Below are 25174 nucleotides of genomic sequence, written 5' to 3'. Positions count from 1 at the left end.
AAACAAACAGCGCAACCCTGGGAGGCTGCGCTGTTTTTATATAGTAGGCTTTGTTTATATACTTACATATTGGATTTTGGGAGTAATTATTATTTAATATTTTAATGTTCAGTGAGTTTCAATCATTGGCTTACTTTGTTTTATAGTAGAAATCTGGAATATTTGCCCAACGCTCTTTGAAGTAGAACGCTACAGATTTTGGTTTACGATCTCTTGTGAAGATACCTTTACGGTTACCTTGCACACGGATATGCCCTGTACTTGTTTCGAAGTCAGCGAAGTTCCAAGTTTGTTCCCCGATAAACTGTGGATATTGGTCTACGATTTTATGGTTAGCTTCGTAATATTTCACTTGGTATTCTTCTGTGAACATAATGTCATCGATTGCGTGTAATCCAGCTACAGTATCTGCACCGTATTCTGTAAACATGATTGGCTTATTCGGTTGTGCTTTAGACCAGCCATCCATTTCTTTCTTCAATGATGCTTTCGCTGCTCTTAAATCGCCTTGGTCTACATACCAACCATAATATCTGTTCAAGCAAAGTACATCGACTAAATCTTGAACTTGACAGTTATCAGGTTGCGAGAACATGATTGTTACGATTGTCATTGGACGATCTTGTGGGTCTAAGTCTCTTGCCAGTTGTACAAGCGGTTCGAAATATTCTTTCGCACCTTTAGCATCTGATTCTGGTTCGTTAGCGATAGACCACATTACAACACATGCATGGTTTTTATCACGTGCGATTAATTCACGAATCACTTGTTCATGCGCTTCTTTTGTTTTAATGTCTTTCCATGTATCAATAGGATTATTTGACTTACCTAAGTGTACTAAGAAGTTCAAGTGAACCCCTACTGCAGTAGTTTCATCAATTACTACAATACCTTGTTCATCCGCAAGACGCATCATTTCTTCTGAATAAGGATAGTGCGCTGTTCTGAATGAGTTCGCATTGATCCACTTCATTAAGTTCAAGTCCATAACATTTGCGTTTTCATTATAGCCTCTACCATTGATAGGTGTATCTTCGTGTTTACCGAATCCTTTGAAGTAGAATGGTTTGTTGTTGATTAAGAATTGACCATCTTTCACTTCAACAGAGCGGATACCTACACGTTCTGTATACGTATCAACTACTTCACCATTGTCAAATAACGTTACTTTTAAGTTATATAAATATGCGTTTAACGGTTCCCATAGACGTGGGTTTTCTACTTTGATGTCACCTTGTGCACCTGTTGCTGAACCTACGATTGTACCTTCTTCATCTAATAATTCAACACGTATCTCTTCCACATCACCGACAACCTCAGTTTCATAACAAACGGTCGCATTGTCACCTTCAACCTTAGGTACCACTGTAATATCTTCTACATATTTATGTGGTGTTGTGTAGATTTTAACCGGACGGTGTAAGCCAGAATAGTTAAAGAAGTCGAAGTTTGGTGTGTTCTTTCTGATTAAGTTGCCATCTTCATCTGTAAACTTTTCATAGTTACCTACAGGTAGTGTTGAGTGATCTAAAATGTTGTTTACTGACACAGTTAAACGGTGGCTGCCTGCGCCAACTTTATCTGTAATATCTACTTCAAATGGTAAGAAACCACCTTTATGAGATACAACTTCTTCACCATCAATATATACAATCGCTTCATGTGTAGCTGATCCGAAACGTAAAACTAAACGCTCGTCACGTAATGCTTTTGGTACGATAAAGTCTCTTTCGTAAAAGACAGTACCCACATGGTTACGAATCTCACTAATCGCACCTTGCTCGTTATATGAACCTGGGACACTCATCACTAAATCAGTATCTAATGGTTGTGTCGCATCTAACTTTTCATTCGCATGTTCTAATCGGAATTTCCAAGTGCCATTTAAATCAATAATATTTCTTGTTTCTGTTGTAATTGGATATAACATATCATTCTCTCCTTCATTTATTATACGCCTGAATATGCATTGAACCCGCCATCAACTGGTAATACTACGCCGTCCACAAAGCTTGATGAACGGTAATCGACTAAGAAGAATAATGCACCGATTAATTCTTCTGGTTTACCAAAACGATGTAAAGGTGTCGCATTCAAGATTTTTTCTGCACGTGCTGAATAACTGCCATCTTCTTTAATTAATAACTTTTCATTTTGAGATGTCACTAAGAACCCTGGCGCAATCGCATTAACACGTACGCCTGTATCAGCAAGGTAAACGCTTAACCATTGCGTGAAGTTGCTGACAGCTGCTTTTGCTCCACTGTATGCTGGAATCTTAGTTAATGGTGTAAATGCGTTCATTGATGAAATGTTGATGATTGTTGCTTCTTTGTTATCAATCATGTCTTGCGCAAAGACTTGTGATGGAATGAACGTACCTAAGAAGTTCAAGTCGAACACAAAACCAACACTTGCTTCATCCAATTCAAAGAATGTCTGCATTTGATCTTTATTATCTTTATCAAAATGTTCATCATCCGTCGTACCTTTAGGATGGTTACCGCCTGCACCATTAATTAACACATCCACTTTGCCAAATGCTTCATGGATTTTTGTTTTTGCTTGTTCCATCTGTGCTTTATCTGTAACGCTTGCTGAAATGAAAAGTGCTTTACCGCCCGCTTCTTCAATCTCACGTACAACTTGTGCACCTGTCTCATCATTCAACCCAATAATCGCAATATTAGCACCGACTTGAGCTAATGATTTCGACATCGCTGAACCGATGACACCATTACCACCAGTCACTACTACTGTTTTATTGTTCAAATCAATTTCGTATGGAATCATATACTCACTCCTTACCTTTGCTTACTGCTTCATAAAGTCCGATTAAATATGTCGCACCTAGTGCTCTGTCATATAAACCGTAACCTGGTTTACCTGTTTCGCCCCAGATCATACGACCATGGTCTGGACGTACCGGCCCTTCATAACCGAAATCATGCATGGCTTTAACAATTTCATACATATCTAATGAACCTTTTTCTGATGGGTGTGCAGATTCTTCAAATGAGTGTGTACCTGTATGTTTGATATTACGCGCATGCACGAAGTGTACGCGGTCTTTTTTACCAAAGTAACGTAACATTTCAGGGAAATCATTGTTTTTATCACAGCCTAATGAACCTGAACACATTGTTAAACCGTTTGATTTTGAATCATATAGATTAATGAAGCGTTCTAAGTTTTCTTTATTTGTGATGATTCGTGGTAAGCCGAAAATATTCCATGGTGGATCATCCGGATGAATCGCCATTAAAATATCTTCCTCTTCAGCTACAGGGATAATTTTATTAATAAAGTAAGACAAGTTTTCCCATAGCTTTTCTTCATCAACAGATTCATAAGCTTTAAATAAATCTGCTAAATCATCTTTCGTATAACTTGAATCCCAACCAGGTAATGAAAGTTCCCCGCTTAATGGATCCATCTTTTTGATATGGTCTTCGTTATAGATTAAAGCAGTTGAACCATCGTCTAAACGATATTCTAAGTCTGAACGCGTCCAATCAAACACTGGCATAAAATTATAGCACACAACTTTAATTCCTGCTTTGCTTAAATTACGTAATGTTTGTTGGTAGTTTTCAATATACTTGTCACGTGTAGGACGTCCTAACTTAATATCTTCATGTACTGGTACACTTTCAATCACAGATAACTCTAAACCAGCATCTTCTATCTCTTTCTTTAGTGCTTCGATTTTATCTAATGGCCAAACTTCACCAACAGGTACATCATAAATTGCGCTGACAATCCCTTCCATACCAGGAATTTGACGAATGTACTCTAAACTAATTGGATCTTCTTTACCATACCAACGAAATGTCATCTTCATTGATTATTCTCCTCCTTAATTAATCCAAAGTAATGATAAGCATTGTTGTAACAAATGCCTTTAATTAATTTTTCTAATAATGATGGTTCATCTGGAATTTCTCCATTTTCAACCATCTCTCCGATATATGTGCATAGAATGCGACGGAAGTATTCATGTCGTGCGTATGAGATAAAGCTTCTTGAGTCAGTCAACATACCTACAAAGTGCATCAGCATACCTTGATCAGCTAGTGATGACATTTGTCTCAACATGCCGCGTTTTGTATCGTTGAACCACCAGCCAGCACCGTGTTGGATTTTACTCGCAATACCTGGCTCTGTTTGGAAGTTCGCAATTGTTGAACCTACAACGTCGTTATAATTTGGGTTCAAGTTGTAAAGAATCGTTTTTGGTAAGTGATCTTCACGTTCCATCATATCTAGTAAATGGTTCAAGTTATACGCTAAGTTCGTTTGATCGTTAATTGAATCAAAACCTGTGTCTGGACCTAGCTTTTCAAATGCTCTCGTATTGTTATTTCTGATCGCACCGAAGTGAATTTGCATTGTCCATCCTTTGTCAGCGTATGCTTTGCTTAACTCATTTAAGACGAATGTGATAAATTGTGCTTTTTCAAAATCAGAAACCGTTTCTTTGCTTAATGCTTTTCTGAAGATGTCCGTGATTTCTTCTGATGTGAAATCTTCATAATCAATTCGTTCCAAACCATGGTCAGCTAATCTGCCGCCTTTGCTGTGGAAGTAATCGATACGTTGTTTCAAACTGTCAATGAAGCTTTCAACACTTTGAATCGGTTGAGTAATCTCAGCTAGTTTTTCAACAAAATCTAAGAAATCTTGTGAACCGATTTTAAATGCTGCATCAGGTCTGAATGCTGGTAAAACTGCTGTTTTGAAATCAGATTGGGCTTTAATTTCATCATGATAATGTAAATCATCTGTTGGATTATCTGTCGTACAAATCAAATTAACTTTTGATTCTTTAATTAAAGATTGCGTTGTCACATGATTGTCTTTCAGATATTGATTCACACGCTCATAAATTTCTTCTGCGTTATCTTCAGTTAATAAATCATAGACACCGAAGTACATCGCAAGTTCTAATTGTGACCAGTGATACACTGGGTTGCCGACTGCGTTTTGAAGTGCTTGTGCCCATTTGACAAACTTTTCTTTTTTGTCCGCATCTCCAGTGATGTAATGTTCTTCGATACCTTGAGCACGCATAACTCTCCATTTATAATGATCGCCGCTCAACCATAAATCTGTAATGTTATCAAAGTGATGATCCTCACTGATTTGTTTAGGGTCTAAATGACAATGGTAGTCATAAATTGGCATGTCTTTTGCATAATCTTCATAAAGTTGTACTGCTTTATCATTGTGTAACATAAAAGTTTCATTGATAAATGCCATAGTATATACGCTCCTTTTAAATTTCTTCTCTTAACGCTAATTCTTTTACAATTTGTTCATGTCGTTTATCTGTTAATTTATAGAATATTCCGAAGACAATTACCGCAATTAAACTGATAACAGCAGGTACGACAAAGTATAAAAGTCCTAACCCCTGTAATGTATCGGCAGTTTGCTCGACATTCGGTTGATAACCAATAAACGTTAGTGCTATACCTGGAATAAATCCAGCTAAAGCTTGTGATACTTTACGTGTGAAGCTGTAGCTTGAATAAATAATCCCCTCAGTACGAACTCCTGATTTCCATTGGCCGTATTCTACAACGTCTGCGATAAATGCCCATGTAACTGTATTAGGAATCACTAGGAAGAACATGCCTAATGTACTAAAGATTAAGAAGGTTACAACGTTCTCTCCAAAGAATGCATAGTTTAACATTTCACAAATGATAAAGCCTACAACACCAATAATCGCAGTCATTTTTTTACCAAACTTCTTACTTAAAACAGTTGTAAGATATAATGCTGGAATCAGTGCGATAAAGTTGAACAAGCTAACAATGCCTACTAAATTAACTTCGCCAAGTACATATTGGAAGTAATACAATTGTGTAGATTGCTTTAAGAACATGGCTGTAATTGTTAGTAATGTATAGAAGGCAAGCACTGCGAATGCTCCGTTTTTCAATAAGTTTTTAAACGCAATTCTACTTTGTCCTTTTGTATCAGGGGGTTCTACTGTAAAGCGTTCTTTAACACCTTTATAACAAAAGATGTGGAAAATCACACCAATTGCCGCAAGTACACCTACAACAACTGGGAACCCAATTGCTTGATTAGGGAATTGGCTTACCATAGGTAAAACAATGATACCTGTAATGAACAACGCACCTTGTGACCCCATATTTCTGAACACTGAAAGTTGTGTACGGTCATCTGCGTTTACTGTCATAGATGCAGAAAGTGAACCATAAGGAATATTAACAATTGAATAAGCCATACTGAATATCATATAAGTTGCGAATGCCCATATCACTTTACCGGTATAATCTAAATTCGGGGTGATAAAGGTCATTACTGTCATAATTGCTAAAGGTACTGTCCCAAATAAGATATATGGTCTGAACTTACCTCTTGGACCAATATTTTTACGTGAATCTACATAAGATCCGACACCTGTATCGACAAAAGCGTCAAATATTTTTGAAATTAGGAATACTAAACCTGCATACGTTGCTGATATTCCTAAAACATCTGTATAGAACTTAAGTAAGTAGATTTGACCTAAGTCAAACATCATTCCGTTACCTAAGTCACCAAATCCATAAGCTATTTTCTCTTTAAGCGGTAGTTTCGGTTTTTCTATCGCTTTGAATGTTTCAACTTTTTCTTCTTCTCTCTTTGTCATCGTTTCCATAAAATGACCTCGTTTCTAGCGTTTAATATCCGCTGAGTCTGTAATATGGAAAATTGTTTCAACATCCGCTGTATGGTAGTCACCATGGACTGCGTGTTTATACAACATATTGTTAATCGCAAATTGAACTGTCGTTCTCAAATCCCAATTTTCCATTAATCCATAAATAATCCCTGTGCTGAATGCGTCACCAGTACCGACGCGGTCTAAAATATCTGAATCAAATTGTGCTGTCTGTTCTATATGGTTTCTATGTGATATAAAACCTTGTAAGCGGTTTCTTGAGTTCGTAAAATTTTTTCTTTGTGTAAAAGCAATGTATTCAATGTCATAGCGTTCGTGTATTTCAGCTAAATATGGTTTTAATGTTTCAATCGAAGCTAATCTATCTAAGCCATCCTTTTTATCCGTTCCATCTTCATTTGTAAGTGATAAAGGTTCATAACCAAAGATTAAATCAACATAAGGTAACAACTCAGACATCGCCTCACGTGCTGTTTCAAAAGACCATAATGCCGCTCGGAAGTTTAAATCACAACTTACAAATAAGCCTTGTGATTTTGCGGCTTTTACGGCTTGTAACGTAACCTTAAACAACTGTTCATTCAATGCAGGTGTAATACCTGTAAAGTGGAACCACTGTTGATTTTTAAAAGCTGCTTCAAAATCAATTGACGTTGTATCCAACTGTGAAAATACTGAATTCGCACGATCATACACTACTTTAGAAGGTCGATAAGCAAATCCTTTTTCTAAGTAATACACACCTAATCTGCCATCAGCTTGTACGATATGATCTGTCCCGACACCGTACTTTCTTAAAGTTCTTAATACAGCTTGCCCAAGCTCATTTTGAGGTAATCCCGTTATCACTTGTGTTGATACGCCGAATCCAGCTAACCCGACAGCTACATTCGTTTCTGCACCGCCATAGACCGCATCAAACGATGTGGTTTCTGTAATCGTTTGATGGTTTGGAGGTGTTAAACGCATCATGATTTCACCTAGTGTGATAAAATTCATGACTTATCACCTCGAATACGTTCGAAGCGTTCTACAAATTTCTTCGTGTTCTGATAAATGATGTTATCACTGCCGTCTTTCGCACCTTTTGTTAATCCGCCGCCAATACCGATTGCATAGGCACCTTTTTGATACCATTCATCCATGTTATCTATTGATACACCGCCTGAAGGCATCATTGCGACATTAGGAATAGGTCCGTGGACTGCTTTGATAAAGTCTGAACCAAGCACATCACCTGGAAAAACTTTGACTAAATCTACACCTGATTTCAATGCATCTGTAATTTCTGTGACCGACCCGCAACCAGGCAGATACGGAATTGAATACAAGTTACATAACTGTGCAATGTCTCCATCAAAATTTGGACTGACGATATATTTAGCGCCGTTTAAGATTGCGATACGCGCAGTATGCGCATCGAGTACAGTGCCAGCACCAATCACAACTGTGTCATCAGCATGTTGTTGTAAATGTTGAATCACATGTTCTGCACCTGGTGTTGTAAATGTTACTTCAATATTTTTGATTCCGCCCTCTATAATTTGATCAATCATATTTTGTGCATCTTCTTGTGATTTGCCTCTAACAACTGCGACCAGGTAATTGTTATGCAACTGTTCCAATATTGTATATTTATGCATTGTTTAATCCTCCCTTAAAAATACTTTTTTAACTAGCTAGCTCACCACTAAAGTAAAAGTTTTTTTAAGAATGGTCAATTTTCCATCAGATTTCAGACCTCTTTTTATGCAAAAAATGCAAATAAAAAAACGCCTTTATCAATCAAGTTAAACCCTTGATATAAAAGCGTTTCTTTGTAATATTTATCTACACGAACAATGAATTTCCGGCGAAAATTGATATGAAATTTTACGTTACTATTTTACTTTTTACTCTTGGAATATCCGCTGTTTTTATCATTTTTTTACGTTTTTATACAAATTTTTACCTTATTTGCGTTTTTTTCGAGATTTCTGACAAATTGATACTATGAAAAATTGTTTATGTTTATGAATTTAGATACAATAATGGTGTAGCGATTGTAAACGGTTTCATCATTTTGTATGTTTTTTCATTTTTCGATACTTTAATGGAGACATGTGATATACTTCTTTAAATCTTTGAGTAAAATAACTTTGATTTTTAAACCCGACATAAACTGCAATGTCAGAGACAGACATATTGGTTCGCACTAACAAGTCCCGCCCAACTTTAATGCGAGCTTTAATGATGTATTGTGATAAGGTAACGCCTAATTCCTCGCTAAAGATTCTAGATAAATAAGAAGGAGATAAATCAACCATCTCTGCTAAATATTGAAGCGTGAGTGGATGATCTAAATGTAAATCGATATACTGCAGAATTTTATTAACTTTTGGTGTATGTTCGTACTGTTTCACTTTTTGAGCAATATCGGTGTATTCCATAGTTAACGCATGCATCACATCACTGAGTCCCTGCAAATTAACTACTTCATCTATTTCAGCAGCATATTTTTTAGAAATCTGATCGACTAGCAACAAGTTTGCGCCTGCTTTTTCGATTGCTTTACGTCCGAATGTATTTAAAATATAAGCTTTATATTTTGCGTTTAAAGCGTAATCATTTGAACGTTTCATACCAGCCACACTACTCATTAATTTTATCAGACAATTAAATACTGTTTCTTTATCACCATTTTCCATCGCAGTGATTAATTGATTCTCAACTTTATATCTTTCTTCTAATTCATTCAATGTGAATTCATATTGTTCTTGTGTCGCTGTATAACCTAGTTCTGTTGTATGCATCTTTAATGTAAATGGAATGACTTCATAATTCACATCTCGATTTTTAATAAAACGTACGGCTAATCGTGTCATTTTCAATGCGTCTCTACGATTACAAACCGGAATGCTCAATAAATATTGTTTCAAAGTAGCCATCTTTGATATTTTAATGCCCGCTTCTTGCAGCATTTCATGACTCTGTTTTTCAGTCGGTCGTTCATTTAAGAAAGGACCGATCATAATAAATTGTTTTTGTTTACGATACTTGAAGAAATAATAATGGACATTAAACGCATTGGTATAAAAGTAAATGTGCTGACTGCTCATCTCATTAATGTAAGTCTTTAAAGACTTACGTAATTGTTTACTTTCGTAATTCATAAACGGCGTTTTAATTTCATTTACAATTTGATTAATATGACGATTATCAAACACTTTTAATTCTAGCCCTAATAAGTACATTGCATGTGTTTTCAACATTTCAATTGTCTTATCATCCATATAAACACCTACTGACTTTATTTATAATGACGCCAAAAAGACGTAATGTCTGCTTTATCCTCTAAGTTGAATTGAATCATATCCTTTAATAAGTCATAGTCTATATCTTGCGTCCATTTAATACGGAATAAGTTTTCAGTATACGTATAGCCATTTGCGTCAAAACGGTCTATAAACGGCTTCATTCCTGCAGCTTCAGGATTTATAGAGAAATGTGCCTTTGCACGACTGAACCCGATAATATAGGTACCATGATGTGTATACATAGGTTGATTCCATTTAATGGCTTTTTCTAACTCAGGAAACGTTTCATCTACCCAGTTAAAAACAGTTGTTAAAATTTCCTTTTGTTTTGGATCCTCGATTTTATTTAAATACTCATTAAAATTTTCCATTGATTTCTCCCTTTATTTCGACTTACTTCCATTATATGAGACCATTCTCAAAAGGGCTATGAATGTATCTCTAAATTTCCATTAAAAAAGCATGACAGCGTAAGTCTATTTACTGTCATGCTTAAAGTAACTATGCTAATTCATCTTCTACTTCACCGTGTGAAGAAAGCAATCCAAATACATAGAATAAGACACCCATCGCAACGAGTGAAATAATTCCAGAAATCCATCCACCAGTCACATCGTGTAGTAAACCGATTAAGAATGGTCCGATTGCGGCGATGAAGTAACCGATTGATTGACCGAAGCCAGATAATGCGATACTGCCATCACTTGTACGTGCACGGATTGAGAAGAATGTCATACATAAACTAAATCCAGAACCCATACCAAAGCCGGCTAAAATCATACCGATAATTAATAGCGTAAATGATTGTGAGAAGAACAGTGCGAATCCGATAATAAAGAATGCGGAAACGATAGTCACTAATAGTTTTTGGTTCTTCATACGTGACGCTAAAATAGGGAAAATAAACGTCATCGGTACTTGTGCGAATTGGTTCAGCATCAATAAGTAGCCTGCTGTTGAAGCATCTACACCTCTATCTACTAAGATAGACGGTACCCATGCGACAACTGTATAGAAAATCATAGATTGGAAGCCCATCATGAATGCGACTGTCCATGCGAGTTTAGAACGACTGATTTTAAATAACTTTTTCTCTTCTTTAGCTGCTTGTTCAAGCATAGCTTTCTCTTGTTTCGTACCTGAAAGCATTTGCGGAACCCATAATATAATCGCAATTATCGCAAATACTAACCAGAAACCTAACGATAGACGATATGTACCCGCTTCAGATAACGGATAACTTAAGCCGCCGCCTAAACCTGCAGTGAAGTTCATTGTACCACTGTATAAGCCTGTCATTAGACCGATTTGAAGCGGGAATTTCCATTTTACATAACTTGGCAGCACGACGTTACCAAAGGCAATACCAATACCTAGCAACACTGTACCAAGGATGAAAATCGGGAATCCGCCAGAGACACGTACGATTAACGCAATAATGACTAAAATCGTAGATAAGAACACCGTCTTAGACATCGTCAGACGCGAGGATACTTTAGATACAAACGGTGATACAATACCAAAAATCAACAGCGGGATCGTCGTTAAGATACCTGCCACACTGTTATTGATTGATAAGGCATCTTTAATTTGATCAATAACCGGACCAACTGCTGTTAACGGTGCACGTAATGTTGATGCGACAAAGACCATCGCAAGAACAATCAACCACGAATCGCGCAATCTATGTTTTTGGAAGCGTTCATCCTGTACCATATGCTCACCCTTTCTTCATTTATTTAAGTTTATTTGAAAATAAAGAGAGAGGTAGGACAGAACCTAATCTCCCCACCTCATTGAATTAACTTTATTCTATGTCTTTCGTTTCATCAATGCAAGTACAGGTATAGAAGATTAACATACCTTACTATGCATCACGTCACTTATTTATTTAAAGTGATACGTGTACCTGCTTTACCTTCTAAAGCATCGACAGCGTCTGCTAATGAACAGATAATCGCTTCTTTACCTGTTTTCGCGAATTCAATCGCAGCTTGGATTTTCGGTAACATACTGCCTGCTGGGAATTGACCTTCCGCAACATATTGTTCCGCTTCCTCAACTGAGATGTTTTCTAATTTCGCTTCATTTTCTTTACCGTAGTTGATATAAACATTCGGTACGTCAGTTAACATAATGAACGTATCAGCGTTCACTTGTTCAGCTAATTTCAAGCCTGAACGGTCTTTATCAATAACCGCTTCTAAGCCATGAATTTTGCCGTCATCGTCACGATATACAGGGATACCGCCACCGCCAGATGAAATGACAACTGTGTCTGTCATTAAGCGTTTAATCGCGTCTACACCGTTGATCACCATTGGTTCTGGTGAAGGTACAACACGACGATAGCCACGGCCAGCATCTTCAACCATAGTGAAACCTTGTTCTTTTTCCATGCGTTTTGCTTCTTCTTCTGAGAAGAACACACCGATTGGTTTCGTTGGATTATCGAAAGCTGGATCATCTTTGCTGACTTCAACCATTGTTAAAAATGACACAACATTTGAATCGATACCGCGTTGGTATAAATCGTTTTTCAGTGCGCTTTCCATCATATAACCGATGAAACCTTGAGATTCAGCGTTACAAACATCAATCGGCATTGGTGAAACTTGGTCTTTAGCCGCTTCGTTTTGAACGATGATGTTACCTACTTGCGGTCCGTTACCGTGTGTCACAACAATTTTGTGTCCACTTTCTTTAATGTCGGCCATTTTGCTTGCCGCATTTTTTACGTTGTTATATTGATTTTCAAACGTTGTTTCTTGGCCAGGTTGTAAAATTGCGTTACCGCCAAGTGCTAAAACAACATATTTACCCATTCTTCTTTCACTCCTTCAATAAAACTATAGACATACCATAAAGTGTGTCTTTACCTGATGATGAGCCTACTTGGAGAAGTTTTTCTAACGTCGACTTAGAGGCGTCTTCCATCAAATCAGTTAATTTAGAACTAAAAATACGTTTAACGGCATACTTTAAAAAGGTTTGGCTGACCAATGTCGTTAAAGGTTCATCCACCAGCTGTTCAATTTCTGTTAAATGCTGCGGCTGAATAAACGGTCTAATAAAGTGAACAAACAACATCCCGACTAACATATCATCGCCTGATGGCGTCAAACCTTGTCCTCGACCTATTAAATAGCGTAATTCAGTCTTCGCATCTCCATGTGGGTTTGACAATGCATCATAAATCGATTGCATTTTAGCAGGATTAAAGTCACCGTCAGCATATTCACAAAAATCAAATGCTTGGATACTCTCCTTTAATTGATTCAAATGAATGGCTTCAAAATTTTGACTCGCTTTAAATACATTCACATTGATATTTAGTTGTAGATTGCGATCAAACGCTAAAGCACGTGGATGTGCTTTTAACGTTTGACCCACCTGAATCGATTGTAGTAATCGATCTCTAGTGTATGCATCAACTACAACGCCAAATGGGAACATCCCATTTTCAGTGGTACCGATAAAGATGAGATTGTCATCTTTATCCACCACATTAAAACCTTTATTAAAGCAACTGTGTACTTTAAGTTCTGTTGTATGATTCAAGATTCTGCTTGCACTTGCGCCAATGGCTTGTGCTGTGAGAATCATCCATTAAATCCTAATTTTTCAGCATAAGCTGTGATTGCTTTTTCGAAGCATTCGATTGGTGGATGCACTGTACCTGCACCAATTTGACCGAAGCCGGCAATTTTGTGTGCGATACCTGTGTTGATCACTGGTGTAATACCTTTTTCAACTACTAAGCGTGCATCGATACCTAAGCAAGCACCTTTGAAGTCCCAAGTCGGGATAGAGAAGTTAGGGTTCTCACCAATACAAATTTCAGTCATTTCGTCTGAAGTTGCTAAGGCATCTGCAAAGCCGCCGCTACCTACGAAACGTGTAACTGCAGGTGCTGCGATCATTGCCATACCGCCGACACCGATTGTTTCAGTGATTGCTGAGTCACCGATATCAGGGTTAGCATCGTCTGATGAATAACCTGTGAAATATAAACCTTGTGGTGTATTTACAGGTGCTGTGAACCATTCGTCACCCATACCAGCGATACGGATACCGAAGTTTTCACCGTTACGGCACATTGCTGTAACGATTGTACCGTGTTGAATTTCACGAGCTGCGTCCATCATTGCTTTACCTGTTGCCATCGCAACGTTTAAGAAGAATTGGTCAGTGTCTGCTAAGAACTGAATAACTTCTGTACGTTTTTCTGGTTCAACATCTTCTAATTCAGAGATGATTGGCGCAACTTCTTTTAAGAATGCAAGTGAAGCTGCAATGTTACGTTGGTGGAATTCGTCTCCCATTGCGATTGCTTTCGCAATTAAAACGTTAACGTTTAAGCCGTCTTCCATTTGACGAACAGCTTTACCTAATACTGGACCTAATACGTCTTTCATCCAGTGTAGACGGTTAACAACTGTTTCATTGTAAGCACCGAAACGTAATACTGCGCCGATACCTTCGTTCATTTGGCAATAAGCTTCGTTGCCGCTTTCTCTGTTTTCAACAACCAATACAGGCATGTTCATTGAAGTGATACCGCCCATTGGTCCTACTGCATTCACGTGATGACAAGGAATGAATTCGATTTTATCGTTTTCTAGTAATTCACGTGCAGCATCTTCATCATTTGCCCATTCTTCGAATAAGATTGCACCGATACATGCACCTTTCATTGGATCAGTCATGTTTTCATATTTAATCGGTGGACCCGCATGTAGTAAAACATGCTCTTTCAATTCAGGAATTTTATCTTTCGCAGGTACCACGTCAACTAGGAATGGTGCTGCTGCGATCATTTTATCTATGACAGCTTGGTTTGCTTCATCAATTGTTTGGTAACCCATTATACAGACTCTCCTTCATAGTTGTTTAAGAATTGTAATACTTTCATTAGTTTTTCGTCTCCGCCAGCAACTGGTCTCCAGTTGAATTGCACAACGTCTGCGCCGCTTTCATCAATTGCAGTCGCAAAGCTTTTTAGTCCAACGTTGATAACGCTTGGAGTTGTGTTGATTAATTGAAGAATCTTATCGTCTACAGATAAGTCAACTGAAGTTGCGTCGAATGACTCTTCTTTCAATTCTGGTTGTTCAGCTTTATGACCTGTTAATTCGATTGCTGAACGTACCATTTGATCGTTTGTTTCGCAGATTTGTGCACCTGCTTCTTCTAATGTTTTGATTTGTTGTTCATAGTTTTGTGGATCGTGTTCTGTACCAACAACAGTTGCTAATACAGCAATGTCACGACCATTTGCTTTTGCTTCGCTGATGATATCTTCGATAGCTGGTGCTAATTGACCTGCCATATCATCATGGCTGCCGTAACCGATTACGTTATCTAACATGATTACTGCAGTGTTTTCATCATTTGCAGCTTCTTGTAATTTTTCGATACGTTTACCTGGGTCGATCATTGGGTGAGGACGACCTTGTGTATACATGTCATCACCTAAGTCAATGATTTCATGGTTGCCAGCTTTGTAAGTGAAACCTTCTGTAGTTTCATCTTTTAAGCCGTCGAACGCATCTTTTACAAGCATTGCTGCTTCACTTGCTAATGTACCACCTGAGTAGTAACCTTTGATGCCGTCTTGGCCATCTTTCAATGTTGCTTTGATTTCTTTTGTTGCTGGTTTGAATTCAGGTTTTTCACCATTAGAAAGTTGAACTGATACGCGTGCAGCTTCTTCTAGTGTGTATGCATGGTAAATATTTGCTTCAGTGTATTCTGGTTTGTGACCTAAGAATAATGTCACAACTGGTTTGTCGATATTACGAAGCAAGTTCAATACTTTTTCTTCTACTTCTTTAGCTGGTGGTTTTGAAACAACTGTAATGACTTTAACAGCTGGATCTTGTGCTAACGCTTTGATACTGTCCATCATTGTAATTGCGCCGACTTCTGTTGATAAGTCACGGCCGCCTGTACCGATTGCGTTAGTTACACCTTTACCTTCACGGTCAACAATTGTAGTGACCTCTTGGATACCAGTACCTGAAGCACCTACGATACCAATGTCACCTTTGTTAACGATGTTAGTGAAAGCTAATGGTAACGAATGGATAATACCTGTACCACAGTCAGGACCCATTACAAGTAAACCTTTGTCATGTGCCATTTCTTTCAAACGTACTTCATCATCTTTAGGTACGTTGTCACTGAACATGAATACATGCAAGTTGTTTCTTAATGCAGTTTCAGCTTCCATAGCCGCATATTGACCAGGCACTGAAATTAACGCAAGGTTAGGATTAGTAGCTTTATCTAACGCTTGGTTCCAGTTAGAAACTTCTTGTGTTGATTCAGCTTTATCGTCTTCCGCTTTACCTTTTAATTCATCTTCAACTTGTTGATTCACTTCATCAACCATTGATTCATCATCTGTATCGATCATGATAACAATGTCATTTGGTTTTGCTTCATCTAGTTCAGGTGAATCGAAGCCTGAAGCTCTGAAGATGTCTTTGTTTGCGGGTGTACCCATCATAATTGATACTTTATTAACGCCGTCCATTGCTGATAATTTGTTTGATAACAACATCAATACAATAGAGTCTTGATACGTATTCTCTTTAATGATTGTATATAACATAATAGTCCTCCATTATTATTCTGCAAATCTGTTTTTACCGTGATAACGGTCGTAATGTACATCATCTAACTTCAAGTAGTCATAGATGTCATCTACAATTTCAATACCATCTTTGTCATAGCGTTCACTACGTAAACGTCCACGTTCACCTGGGTAGTAAACTTCGCCATAACCTTTCGCAGCTGGTTGTGCTTTCAACTCATCAATCATTGTTGAAAGTTGTTGTTTGAACTGTTTAGGGTCAGTGAAGTAAGCCGGGTTAATTACAACGTGTAATTGGCCTAAATCTCTGCCTTTTGTTAAATCTTTGTACATAGATGACACGTGGCCGCCGAATGGTAAACCAAGCAAGCTGCCTGATAAAATGTCTACCATCATCATCAAGCCGTAACCTTTAGGTCCTGCAACAGGTACTAAAGCGTGTACCGCTCTTGAATCTGTAGTAGGTTCACCGTTTTCATCTACTGCCCATGTATCTGGGATAGATTGGCCTTTTGAACGTGCATCTAACACTTTGCCCCATGCTTGTACAGTTGTCGCCATATCAAATGTGATCACACGATCATCATTTGTCGGTGCACTGAAAGCAATCGGGTTCGTACCGAAATATGGTTCAGTTCCGCCGAATGGTACAACCATTGGGTCAGATTGACACATACTGATACCGACCATATCTTGGTCTGCTGCCATTTCAACGAAATAGCCTAACGCACCACTGTGGCTGATGTTTTTCACACCCACAACTGCGATACCATTTTCTTTCGCCATTTCAATCGCTTTGTCCATAGCTTGTTTTGCTGCTTGGTGTCCTGGGCCATTGTCGCCGTGGAACACTGCAGAAGATGGACCTGTTTTTTCAAACTCGTAATTCGGATGAGCATTAATACCACCCTTGGCAATACGCTCTGCGTAATATTCAACACGTACTGCACCATGAGAATGAATCCCGCGATGGTCTGCGAATGTTAAAACATCTGAAACGTCAGCAGCTGCATCTTCTTGCAAACCTGCTTTCATCAATTTATTTTTCATTAACTCATAAAGTTCTTTTTTTGTAACACGCATCACTAAAACCCTCCTGACTTTTTTGAAGATTCTTGCAATTTATTAGTCTGCAAAACTAAATAAAGAGCGGTGCCGGTGCAATGACCAGCACCGCTCATTCAATTGAATTAGTAAACTTGTTCTGACTTCATGTAATCATAGATAGATTGTGGAATTGGAATACCTGTTTCGTCGTATTTTGCTTCCACATCTTCTTGAATTTCACCTGGATAGTAGACTTGGTCAAAGCCTTTCGCAGGATCGATGTCATGAAGTTCTTGAACCATTTGTTCCATTTGTGATAAGAATTGTTCCTCGTCACCAAAGTAACTTGGATTGATCACTAAATGGAATTGGCCCAGACGACGGTACGCACTGTAATCTTCATACATTGAAGACACATGCTGACCAAATGGTAAGCCAAGCAAGCTGCCTGATAGAATATCTACCATCATCATCAAGCCGTAACCTTTCGGTCCAGCTGCAGGCAACAATGCACTGACTTTATAAGGGTCTGTCGTCGGTTCACCTTTATCATCCACTGCCCAAGTATCTGGGATTGAATGATATTTTGAACGTGCGTCTAAGATTTTACCCCACGCTTGTACAGTTGTAGCCATATCAAAGACAATAGGCTTGCCGTCTTTACGAGGTGCACCAAATGCAATTGGGTTCGTACCGAAGTAAGGTTTTGTTCCTCCGAACGGTACTACCATCGGATCTGATTGGCAGACACTTAATGACACTAAACCATGTTTACCAGCCATTTGTGTGTAGTAACCAATCGCACCGCTGTGTCCCATTTCTTTGACACCTACTGCAGCAATACCGTTTTCTTTTGCCATTTGAATCGCTTCTTCCATCGCATGGTAAGCTGCGTAATGACCCACTGTATTATCTGCGTGATAAATACCTGTAGATTTTCCTGTTTTTTCAAATTTAATTTCTGGTTCTAAGTTGAATCCGCCTTTTGCTGTACGTTCTGCATAGTAGCGCAAGCGCACGGCACCATGTGAATGGATACCACGTGCGTCTGCGAATACCATCAGCTCAGCGACTTTGTCTGCATACTTGTCAGGCATGCCTGCAAGCATAAGCTTTTCTTTAAATAATTGGCGTAACTCATCATAGCCAACATAAACTAAATTCTCTTCACTCATGATTTAGAAACCCTCTCTTATAGTTCGATGTCACGGTTAGCATCTTTAGAGTAGATATATGCGAATGGTTCTTCTAAGCCGATAGCATAAGTTGCTTGTGGAGCATAAGCACCCATGAAGATATAGTCACCTTTGTCTACTGGTAACCATTCGTTGTCTAGGTTGTACATACCGCGGCCGCTTAATACGTATGCACCGTGTTCTTGTACGTGTGTTTCAACATAACCATGTGAAGCACCTGGTTCGAATGATAAGATGTGAATATTCATGTCATATGCGATATCTTTTGGTAATAAGTCTTGAACTAATACTTCTTTCATACCTTCATATGGTTCTGCTTTAAGGTCATTAACATTGCCTGTCACAACTTCTGGTTTGTGACCTTCAAGTGGTTGGTAACGTTTTTTGTATAAGAATACGCGGCTGTCTTCGTTATTGTTGTTGTTTTCGAATTTCATCACTTGATCAGCTGGTACGTATAAGTAACCGCCTTGTGATAATTCGTATTTTTCATCGCCAGCATACGCATTGATGTTTCCGTATACAACATAGATGAATGTTTGGATACCGTCTCCGCCGAAGCCTTGAGTGTTGCCGCCTTGGTCTTTCAATGTAACTAGGTAGTCAACGAAACGTGCACCTAAACGTGGTGAACCTAAAATAGTAACGTCGCAATCTTCGAATCCTGGTACTACGTTATTTACTAAACCGTCTGGAACGATAACTGCGTAATTGTCTTTTTTGATAACTGCTCTTGTTTCTAATAAACCTTCTCTATAACCTTGATTGTGATTTAAGTAACCCATTATTAAAAACTCCTTTACATTAATTATTCTTTGTAAGCTAATTCATATAAAACGTCTTTTAATACTTCGATTCCTTTTACTAAGTCTTCGATGTTTGTTTCTTCTTCAACGTTATGACTGATGCCGTTGATAGATGGTGTGAACAACATTGCTGTCGGAACAAATTTCGCAAAGATTTGCGAATCGTGTCCGGCACCTGATGCCATGACTTTATATTGTTCTTTACCCACTATTTGGTCAGCTGATTGTTCGATTCTATCTACTAAACCTTTGTCCATTAATACTGGGGCTTCGTCCATCCATAAATCAATATCGTACTCTAAGCCTTCTGACTCAGATACTGATTTGATTGTTTCTGTGATTTCGTCAGCGAATTGATTCAATGCGTCTTGGTCAATATGACGTGTATCAATACTGAAGACAATTTCACCTGGAACTACGTTAACTGTGTTCGGTACAGGATCAACACGGCCGAAAGTCAGTACTAACGGATCGCCGATTTCTCTAGCGCGTTGTGTTAATTTAGAAGCAATCTCACTAAATCCTACAACTGCGTCTTTTCTTAAGCCCATCGGTGTTGTACCTGCGTGGTTCGCTTCACCTTTTAATGTAACTGTGTAACGTTTTTGGCCGACAATTCCATTCACTACACCAATTGCTTTGTTTTCAGTTTCAAGCACTTTCCCCTGCTCGATATGCACTTCAACAAAGGCTTTGATGTCATCGTGGTTTTGGTCTTGTTTTCTGTAGTCAAAGCCAGAGTCTCTCATCGCATCTTCAAAACGCACACCTTCTGCGTCTGCAATCTCTTCAACTTCTGATTTGTCTACAAGATTGAAGTAGTTTTTACTGCCCCAGAATGCGAATGGGAAACGGCTGCCTTCTTCTTCAGCTAAGGCAAGGACTTCTAAAGAACGAAGCGGTTGGCCGTGTTCTTCTTTAAGTGCCTTCATTGCTGTCACAGCAGCTAAGATTCCGTATTGACCGTCTAAATGACCGCCTTCAACGACTGTGTCAATATGAGAACCTGAAACAATTTTTTCATCTGGATATTTACTGCCTTCTAAACGACCTGTTAAGTTGCCGATGTCGTCGAAAGTTGCGTCAAATCCAGCTGATTCTAATGTTTCTTTTAAAGCATGCACGGCTTGCTGCCATTCATCTGAATAAAGCAAGCGTGTAATTCCTCCGCCAATCAAACCGCCATATGCGGTAAACTGCTTATCTAAAGCTTCAAAAGAGGAACGGATGTTCATATTCAACAACTCCTTTTCATCTCATCATCTATTATAAATGTTTACTTTTGTTACTACATCCACAATTCCGACAATTAACATCCTCGTATTTATTCATTTTGTACAAATACGATAGATATAAGATTTGCGATAATTATTTTGGGTAATTATGAACAATTTAAAGCAATCTAACATAACCAAAGGAGGTTCTTTTGTTGTCAGAAACAAAACACATCACAACCCAAGACCAATTTCAATTAACGCAACTCATTACACCCGCTCAAAATGAACCTAAAGGTATCATTCTTTACTTTCATGGTGGCGGCTTAATTTTCGGTCAACCTGATGATTTACCACAGGCCTACGTTGATTTGTTAACTGAAGATTTCACAATGATTTCAGCAGATTATCGTTTAGCACCTGAAAGCAATATCGATACGATTATGAATGATGCATTAACACAATTCGATGATGTCAAAGCTAATCATCCTGACTTGCCAATCTTCTTATTCGGTCGTTCAGCAGGATCATTCTTATCTTTAATCATTGCTTCTAAACGCGACGTCCAAGGTATTCTTGATTTCTATGGTTATAGTCGTTTCCACGTACCGCAATTCTTACGTGCGAATCCACAATACAAAGCCATGTCTCAACAAATCACACCAGAACTGTTAAATAATATGATTCAAACAGAACCTTTAACACAAGGTGATTTACAGACACGTTATCTCATTTACCTTTATGCACGCGGACAAAACGAATGGCTGAAGTTACTAGGCATTCAACAATCTACAGATGCTGCCTATAACATTGCGCCTAAAACACTTAAAGCATTTCCACCTACATTTATTGTGCATGGTAAACAAGATCCAGATGTGCCTTTCGGTGAAGCTCAACATTTAGACCGTAATATTCCAGAAACTAAATTCATCGCTTTCGATAACAAAGATCACGATTTTGATCGCGAAGTGAATGACTTTAATTTAGATATCTACCAACAAGCTAAAACATTCTTATTAAATCTTGTTTAAATGTGACAAAAGACCTCCGAACTGAAATGGTTCGGAGGCCTTTTTTATATTAATGCTGTGATACAGCATGCATACTTATTTGAATTTAACCAAGACTTAGATAAATTCACCACGGAAGTCATTAGAAACACCGTCTTCAAGACTGTAAGTTTCTTCACCGCGTAAAATTGTTTTCGCAACTTGTGCGTTAATTGTACGACCTACATATGGGCTTAGTTTATTGCGGTATTCTAAATCTTCAGCTTGTAATGTGTATGAAGATTCTGGTTTGATGAAGACGAAGTCTGCATCTTTACCAACTGCAATACTACCTTTGTTGTCTAAGCCGAAACGTTTTGCAGGTTCAGTCGCAATAATTTCAGCGAAACGTTTAAGTGATAAGTCACGTTTTTGAACACCTTCGTCGAATAAGATATCCACGTTATTTTGGATACCTGCGATACCTCCCCAAGCTTCAAATGCGTTGTCAGTATCTTTTAAGTCAGGTGTACTTGGTGAGTGGTCAGATGTTACGAAGTTGATGTCACCATTGATAACACGTTCCCACATACCTGGTAAGCGTGATTCTTCACGGATTGGTGGTGAACATTTAACAACTGGACCAATGTCATCTAATTCTTCTTTGTAGAAGTATAGATAGTGTGTACAAGTTTCACATGTTACGTCTACACCTTCTTGTTGTGCTTTAATAACTTCATCCACGCCTTCTTCACATGCAACGTGTACGATGTGTAAACGGCAGCCAGTTTCTTTTGCGAATAAGATCAATTTGCGGATAGGTTCAACTTCTGTGAATACAGGTCTTGAATCTACGTAAGCTGCCAATGATTTTTCGCCGTTTTTATAAGCGATTTCGCCTAAACGGTCTGTAATATCAGCGTTTTCTGCGTGTACAGATAAGATTTTACCTGTTTTCGCAATTTGTTTCATACCTTCGTAAAGTGAATAGTCATCTACGTTTTCGAAGTCGCCATCGATTGAACGGTCACCACAAGTAGCTAAGAACGCTTTGTAAGCCACAACGCCTTCTTCGTCTAATTCTTGGATACCACCATCTAAGTTATAAGGCACTAAACCGCCATAACTTGCAACGTCAGCTGATAATTTACCTTTACCTGCATCAAATTTTTCTTGGATTGACGCTCTATCAGTTGTTGCTGGTACTTGGTTTAAAGGCATTTCAACGATTGTAGTAACGCCGCCTTTTGCAGCACCTTTCAATCCTGTTTCGTAGCCTTCCCACTCGTCACGGTAGCCGCCTCCTGGTTCTGTAATATGCACGTGTGCATCTACCATACCTGGCGCAACGACTTGTCCTTTTGCATCGATAACTTTTTCTGCGTCACCTAAGTCATGACCAATTGCTGCGATTTTTCCGTCTTTAACAGCTACTTCTACTTCTTGTTCGCCTTCGTCTAAAATGACACGACCATTTTTAATCAATAAATCATATTTCATTAGCTTTCTCTCCTTTATCCTTTCTAAATTTCTTTTCTAACACGTATAAAATGATGTAAGAAATGCCTGCGATGAAAAATCCGATAAACCATGAGAAGTCAGAAATGACTTGGAATTTCGGAATGAAACCTAATAGTGAAACAACAACACCAAGAATTGTAGCCACATAAGCAGAGAAGTTAAATCTTAATCCGCCATGATTTGGATTATTTGTATCAAAATACAATCTCTCGATGTCGACTTTACATCTGTTGATTAAGTAGAAATGTACGATTAATACACCTGCAACCGGTCCTAAAATTGCACCGATCATATTTAAGAAAACGAAAATACTATCTTCATTTTCCATTAATTTCCAAGGCATAATCAGAACACTCACAACAGAAGCTAAAATTACACCACGACGATAGTTAATCAACTTCGGCATCAATACACTTAATTGATATGCTGCTGGAATGATATTACTTGTCGCGTTCGTTGAAATTGTAGTCATCAATAATACACCTGTGGCGATTAAAATCGTCCAGATATTATCCCAGTTATTGATAATTGTTAAGATATTCCATTCTTGGTGACCTAAGAAGATAGAACCACCAATAATGATGAACACACTACTGAATGCGAATAATAAGTGTGCAACAACAATACCTGAAACTTGTCCTACAATTTGTGCACGTGTTGAAACTGCTTTTTGTGTAAAGTCAGAAACACTTGCTCCTGGTCCAGCCCAAACACCCATCATTGAGTTGAAAATTAGGATGAATGATAAAATAGCTGGATAAATAATACCACTTGATTTTGTTGTGATTTCATAATGCATGATGTTGTCCCAGCCGCCGGCAACCATGAAGCCCCAGATTGCCATACCGCCGAATACAATGTAAATTAACGGGTTTAAAACTGCAGTGAATTTATTTAGTGTCTTACCGCCGCCGATACCAATCGCAAAGTTAATAGCCCAGAATACTAAAAATGCGATTAAACCAGGTATCGTGATGCCTAAAATTGTCGTTCCATTACCAAAATGCTCGAACCCCGGGAAGATCTTAATAAGCAAAATGAGTAATGCCTGTGAGCCTGCGAAGGTTTGTAATCCGAACCAACCAATACCCGCAATTACACCACGTAACACACCAGGAAGTTTTGCCCCGATGTCACCATACGTTTGACGTAACTGCATGGCAAATGGAATGCCGTATTTAGAACCAGCATAACCGTTAACCGCAAGTAATGTCGCAATAATAAATGAACTGAAGATCAATGCGAAAATTACTTGTAACGGCGAAAGCCCTAGTAGCAAAAATCCGCCTACGGCAGTATAGTTAGGAATGTTATGGACAGCACCCATCCAAAGGGTGAAGAAGTTGAATGTTGATATATTTCTTTGGCTGTCTGTTTTAGGCATAACATCCTTGTTATAGCCTCTGCGTTCGAAGAAAGCCGCATCATGAATGCCGCTTTGCGCTTGCCCCTGTTTCGTCATTTCTATATCTCCTTTGAGTTGGAATAAATATGACTATACGTATAATCTTTACTTAAAATTTTACAGTTACTGGAAGCGTTTTTCTTTGTGCAGTTTGACAGTAATTTTTTATAAAATTATCGATTTCGAACAAATTCTGCCATTTCATGTTAAAATTTATTTCAGTAGATGCGTTACAATAACAAGAGCATATAGTATTCAAAAACTTATAATGACGATTACATAGAGTGTTTGAAGGCGTTTAAATACTACTCATTTAAATAAACATATAGAATTAATAAGTAAATTCACTTGTATAAAGAGAAACCATTGTAATAACATCTGAAATTCAACATACCA

The 25174-nt window shown here is 38.2% G+C and carries 21 protein-coding genes; 1 reads left to right on the top strand and 20 read right to left on the bottom strand.

Translation table 11 applies throughout. From position 1 onward, the window contains the following. Positions 1–130: 130 nt before the first annotated feature. The 18 genes from uidA to allC all read right to left on the bottom strand — a co-directional run bounded on the left by uidA (position 131) and on the right by allC (position 20884). Positions 131–1930: a beta-glucuronidase gene (gene uidA / locus MUA87_RS01990; RefSeq protein ID WP_107587487.1), complete on the bottom strand. Its 1800-nt coding sequence runs from the start codon at positions 1928–1930 to the stop codon at positions 131–133. A 20-nt stretch (positions 1931–1950) separates the two neighbouring features. Continuing rightward, on the bottom strand, positions 1951–2793 hold the full coding sequence (locus tag MUA87_RS01985; RefSeq protein ID WP_002479885.1) for an SDR family oxidoreductase: 843 nt from the start codon (positions 2791–2793) through the stop codon (positions 1951–1953). Between the two features lie 4 nt (positions 2794–2797). Next, complete coding sequence (uxuA, locus tag MUA87_RS01980; RefSeq protein ID WP_070625337.1) at positions 2798–3844, bottom strand: mannonate dehydratase; 1047 nt, start codon at positions 3842–3844, stop codon at positions 2798–2800. After that, positions 3841–5262, bottom strand: a complete 1422-nt coding sequence (gene uxaC / locus MUA87_RS01975) for a glucuronate isomerase (protein ID WP_061055229.1) — start codon at positions 5260–5262, stop codon at positions 3841–3843. The genes uxuA and uxaC overlap by 4 nt, the downstream gene beginning before the upstream one ends. Positions 5263–5278: 16 nt before the next feature. Next, positions 5279–6679, bottom strand: a complete 1401-nt coding sequence (locus MUA87_RS01970) for a glycoside-pentoside-hexuronide (GPH):cation symporter (RefSeq protein ID WP_262551230.1) — start codon at positions 6677–6679, stop codon at positions 5279–5281. 15 nt (positions 6680–6694) lie between these two features. After that, complete coding sequence (locus MUA87_RS01965; protein WP_262551229.1) at positions 6695–7702, bottom strand: sugar kinase; 1008 nt, start codon at positions 7700–7702, stop codon at positions 6695–6697. Then, on the bottom strand, positions 7699–8346 hold the full coding sequence (locus MUA87_RS01960; protein WP_119563776.1) for a bifunctional 2-keto-4-hydroxyglutarate aldolase/2-keto-3-deoxy-6-phosphogluconate aldolase: 648 nt from the start codon (positions 8344–8346) through the stop codon (positions 7699–7701). Before MUA87_RS01960 ends, MUA87_RS01965 begins: the two co-directional genes overlap by 4 nt. A gap of 414 nt (positions 8347–8760) precedes the next feature. Next, on the bottom strand, positions 8761–9975 hold the full coding sequence (locus tag MUA87_RS01955; RefSeq protein WP_002479891.1) for a helix-turn-helix domain-containing protein: 1215 nt from the start codon (positions 9973–9975) through the stop codon (positions 8761–8763). 17 nt (positions 9976–9992) lie between these two features. After that, positions 9993–10370, bottom strand: a complete 378-nt coding sequence (locus tag MUA87_RS01950; protein WP_002479892.1) for an iron chaperone — start codon at positions 10368–10370, stop codon at positions 9993–9995. 130 nt (positions 10371–10500) lie between these two features. Then, complete coding sequence (locus MUA87_RS01945; protein ID WP_002479893.1) at positions 10501–11715, bottom strand: CynX/NimT family MFS transporter; 1215 nt, start codon at positions 11713–11715, stop codon at positions 10501–10503. Between the two features lie 167 nt (positions 11716–11882). Beyond that, complete coding sequence (gene arcC / locus MUA87_RS01940) at positions 11883–12824, bottom strand: carbamate kinase (protein ID WP_070848920.1); 942 nt, start codon at positions 12822–12824, stop codon at positions 11883–11885. 7 nt (positions 12825–12831) lie between these two features. Then, a complete protein-coding gene (locus tag MUA87_RS01935; protein WP_262551228.1) occupies positions 12832–13605 on the bottom strand; it encodes an oxamate carbamoyltransferase subunit AllH family protein in 774 nt (257 codons plus the stop codon). After that, the gene (locus tag MUA87_RS01930) at positions 13602–14867 is read right to left on the bottom strand and encodes a YlbE family protein (RefSeq protein ID WP_002479896.1); all 1266 of its coding nucleotides are present in this window, start codon (positions 14865–14867) and stop codon (positions 13602–13604) included. The genes MUA87_RS01935 and MUA87_RS01930 overlap by 4 nt, the downstream gene beginning before the upstream one ends. Then, positions 14867–16618 (bottom strand): acyl-CoA synthetase FdrA, encoded by a 1752-nt coding sequence (locus MUA87_RS01925; RefSeq protein ID WP_002479897.1) that lies wholly within the window; start codon positions 16616–16618, stop codon positions 14867–14869. The genes MUA87_RS01930 and MUA87_RS01925 overlap by 1 nt, the downstream gene beginning before the upstream one ends. Positions 16619–16633: 15 nt before the next feature. After that, entirely contained in the window at positions 16634–17683 is a 1050-nt protein-coding gene (allD, locus tag MUA87_RS01920; protein ID WP_262551227.1) for an ureidoglycolate dehydrogenase, read from the bottom strand. A 107-nt stretch (positions 17684–17790) separates the two neighbouring features. Next, complete coding sequence (gene allD / locus MUA87_RS01915; protein ID WP_002479899.1) at positions 17791–18822, bottom strand: ureidoglycolate dehydrogenase; 1032 nt, start codon at positions 18820–18822, stop codon at positions 17791–17793. A 17-nt stretch (positions 18823–18839) separates the two neighbouring features. After that, positions 18840–19628, bottom strand: a complete 789-nt coding sequence (allE, locus tag MUA87_RS01910) for a (S)-ureidoglycine aminohydrolase (RefSeq protein WP_002479900.1) — start codon at positions 19626–19628, stop codon at positions 18840–18842. 23 nt (positions 19629–19651) lie between these two features. Then, the gene (gene allC / locus MUA87_RS01905; protein ID WP_070848914.1) at positions 19652–20884 is read right to left on the bottom strand and encodes an allantoate deiminase; all 1233 of its coding nucleotides are present in this window, start codon (positions 20882–20884) and stop codon (positions 19652–19654) included. A 194-nt stretch (positions 20885–21078) separates the two neighbouring features. Between allC and MUA87_RS01900 the strand changes: the two genes are divergently transcribed. Continuing rightward, positions 21079–21894, top strand: a complete 816-nt coding sequence (locus tag MUA87_RS01900) for an alpha/beta hydrolase (RefSeq protein ID WP_233650684.1) — start codon at positions 21079–21081, stop codon at positions 21892–21894. 96 nt (positions 21895–21990) lie between these two features. Here MUA87_RS01900 and allB read toward each other — a convergent pair whose 3' ends face one another. After that, on the bottom strand, positions 21991–23352 hold the full coding sequence (gene allB, locus MUA87_RS01895) for an allantoinase AllB (RefSeq protein WP_107547870.1): 1362 nt from the start codon (positions 23350–23352) through the stop codon (positions 21991–21993). Next, positions 23342–24835, bottom strand: a complete 1494-nt coding sequence (gene allW, locus MUA87_RS01890) for an allantoin permease (protein ID WP_262551226.1) — start codon at positions 24833–24835, stop codon at positions 23342–23344. Before allW ends, allB begins: the two co-directional genes overlap by 11 nt. Positions 24836–25174 lie beyond the last annotated feature (339 nt).

The organism is Staphylococcus simulans (assembly GCF_025561465.1).
GTDB classification, from domain to species: Bacteria; Bacillota; Bacilli; order Staphylococcales; family Staphylococcaceae; genus Staphylococcus; species Staphylococcus simulans.
This window is presented reverse-complemented; position numbering and strand designations above follow the sequence as displayed.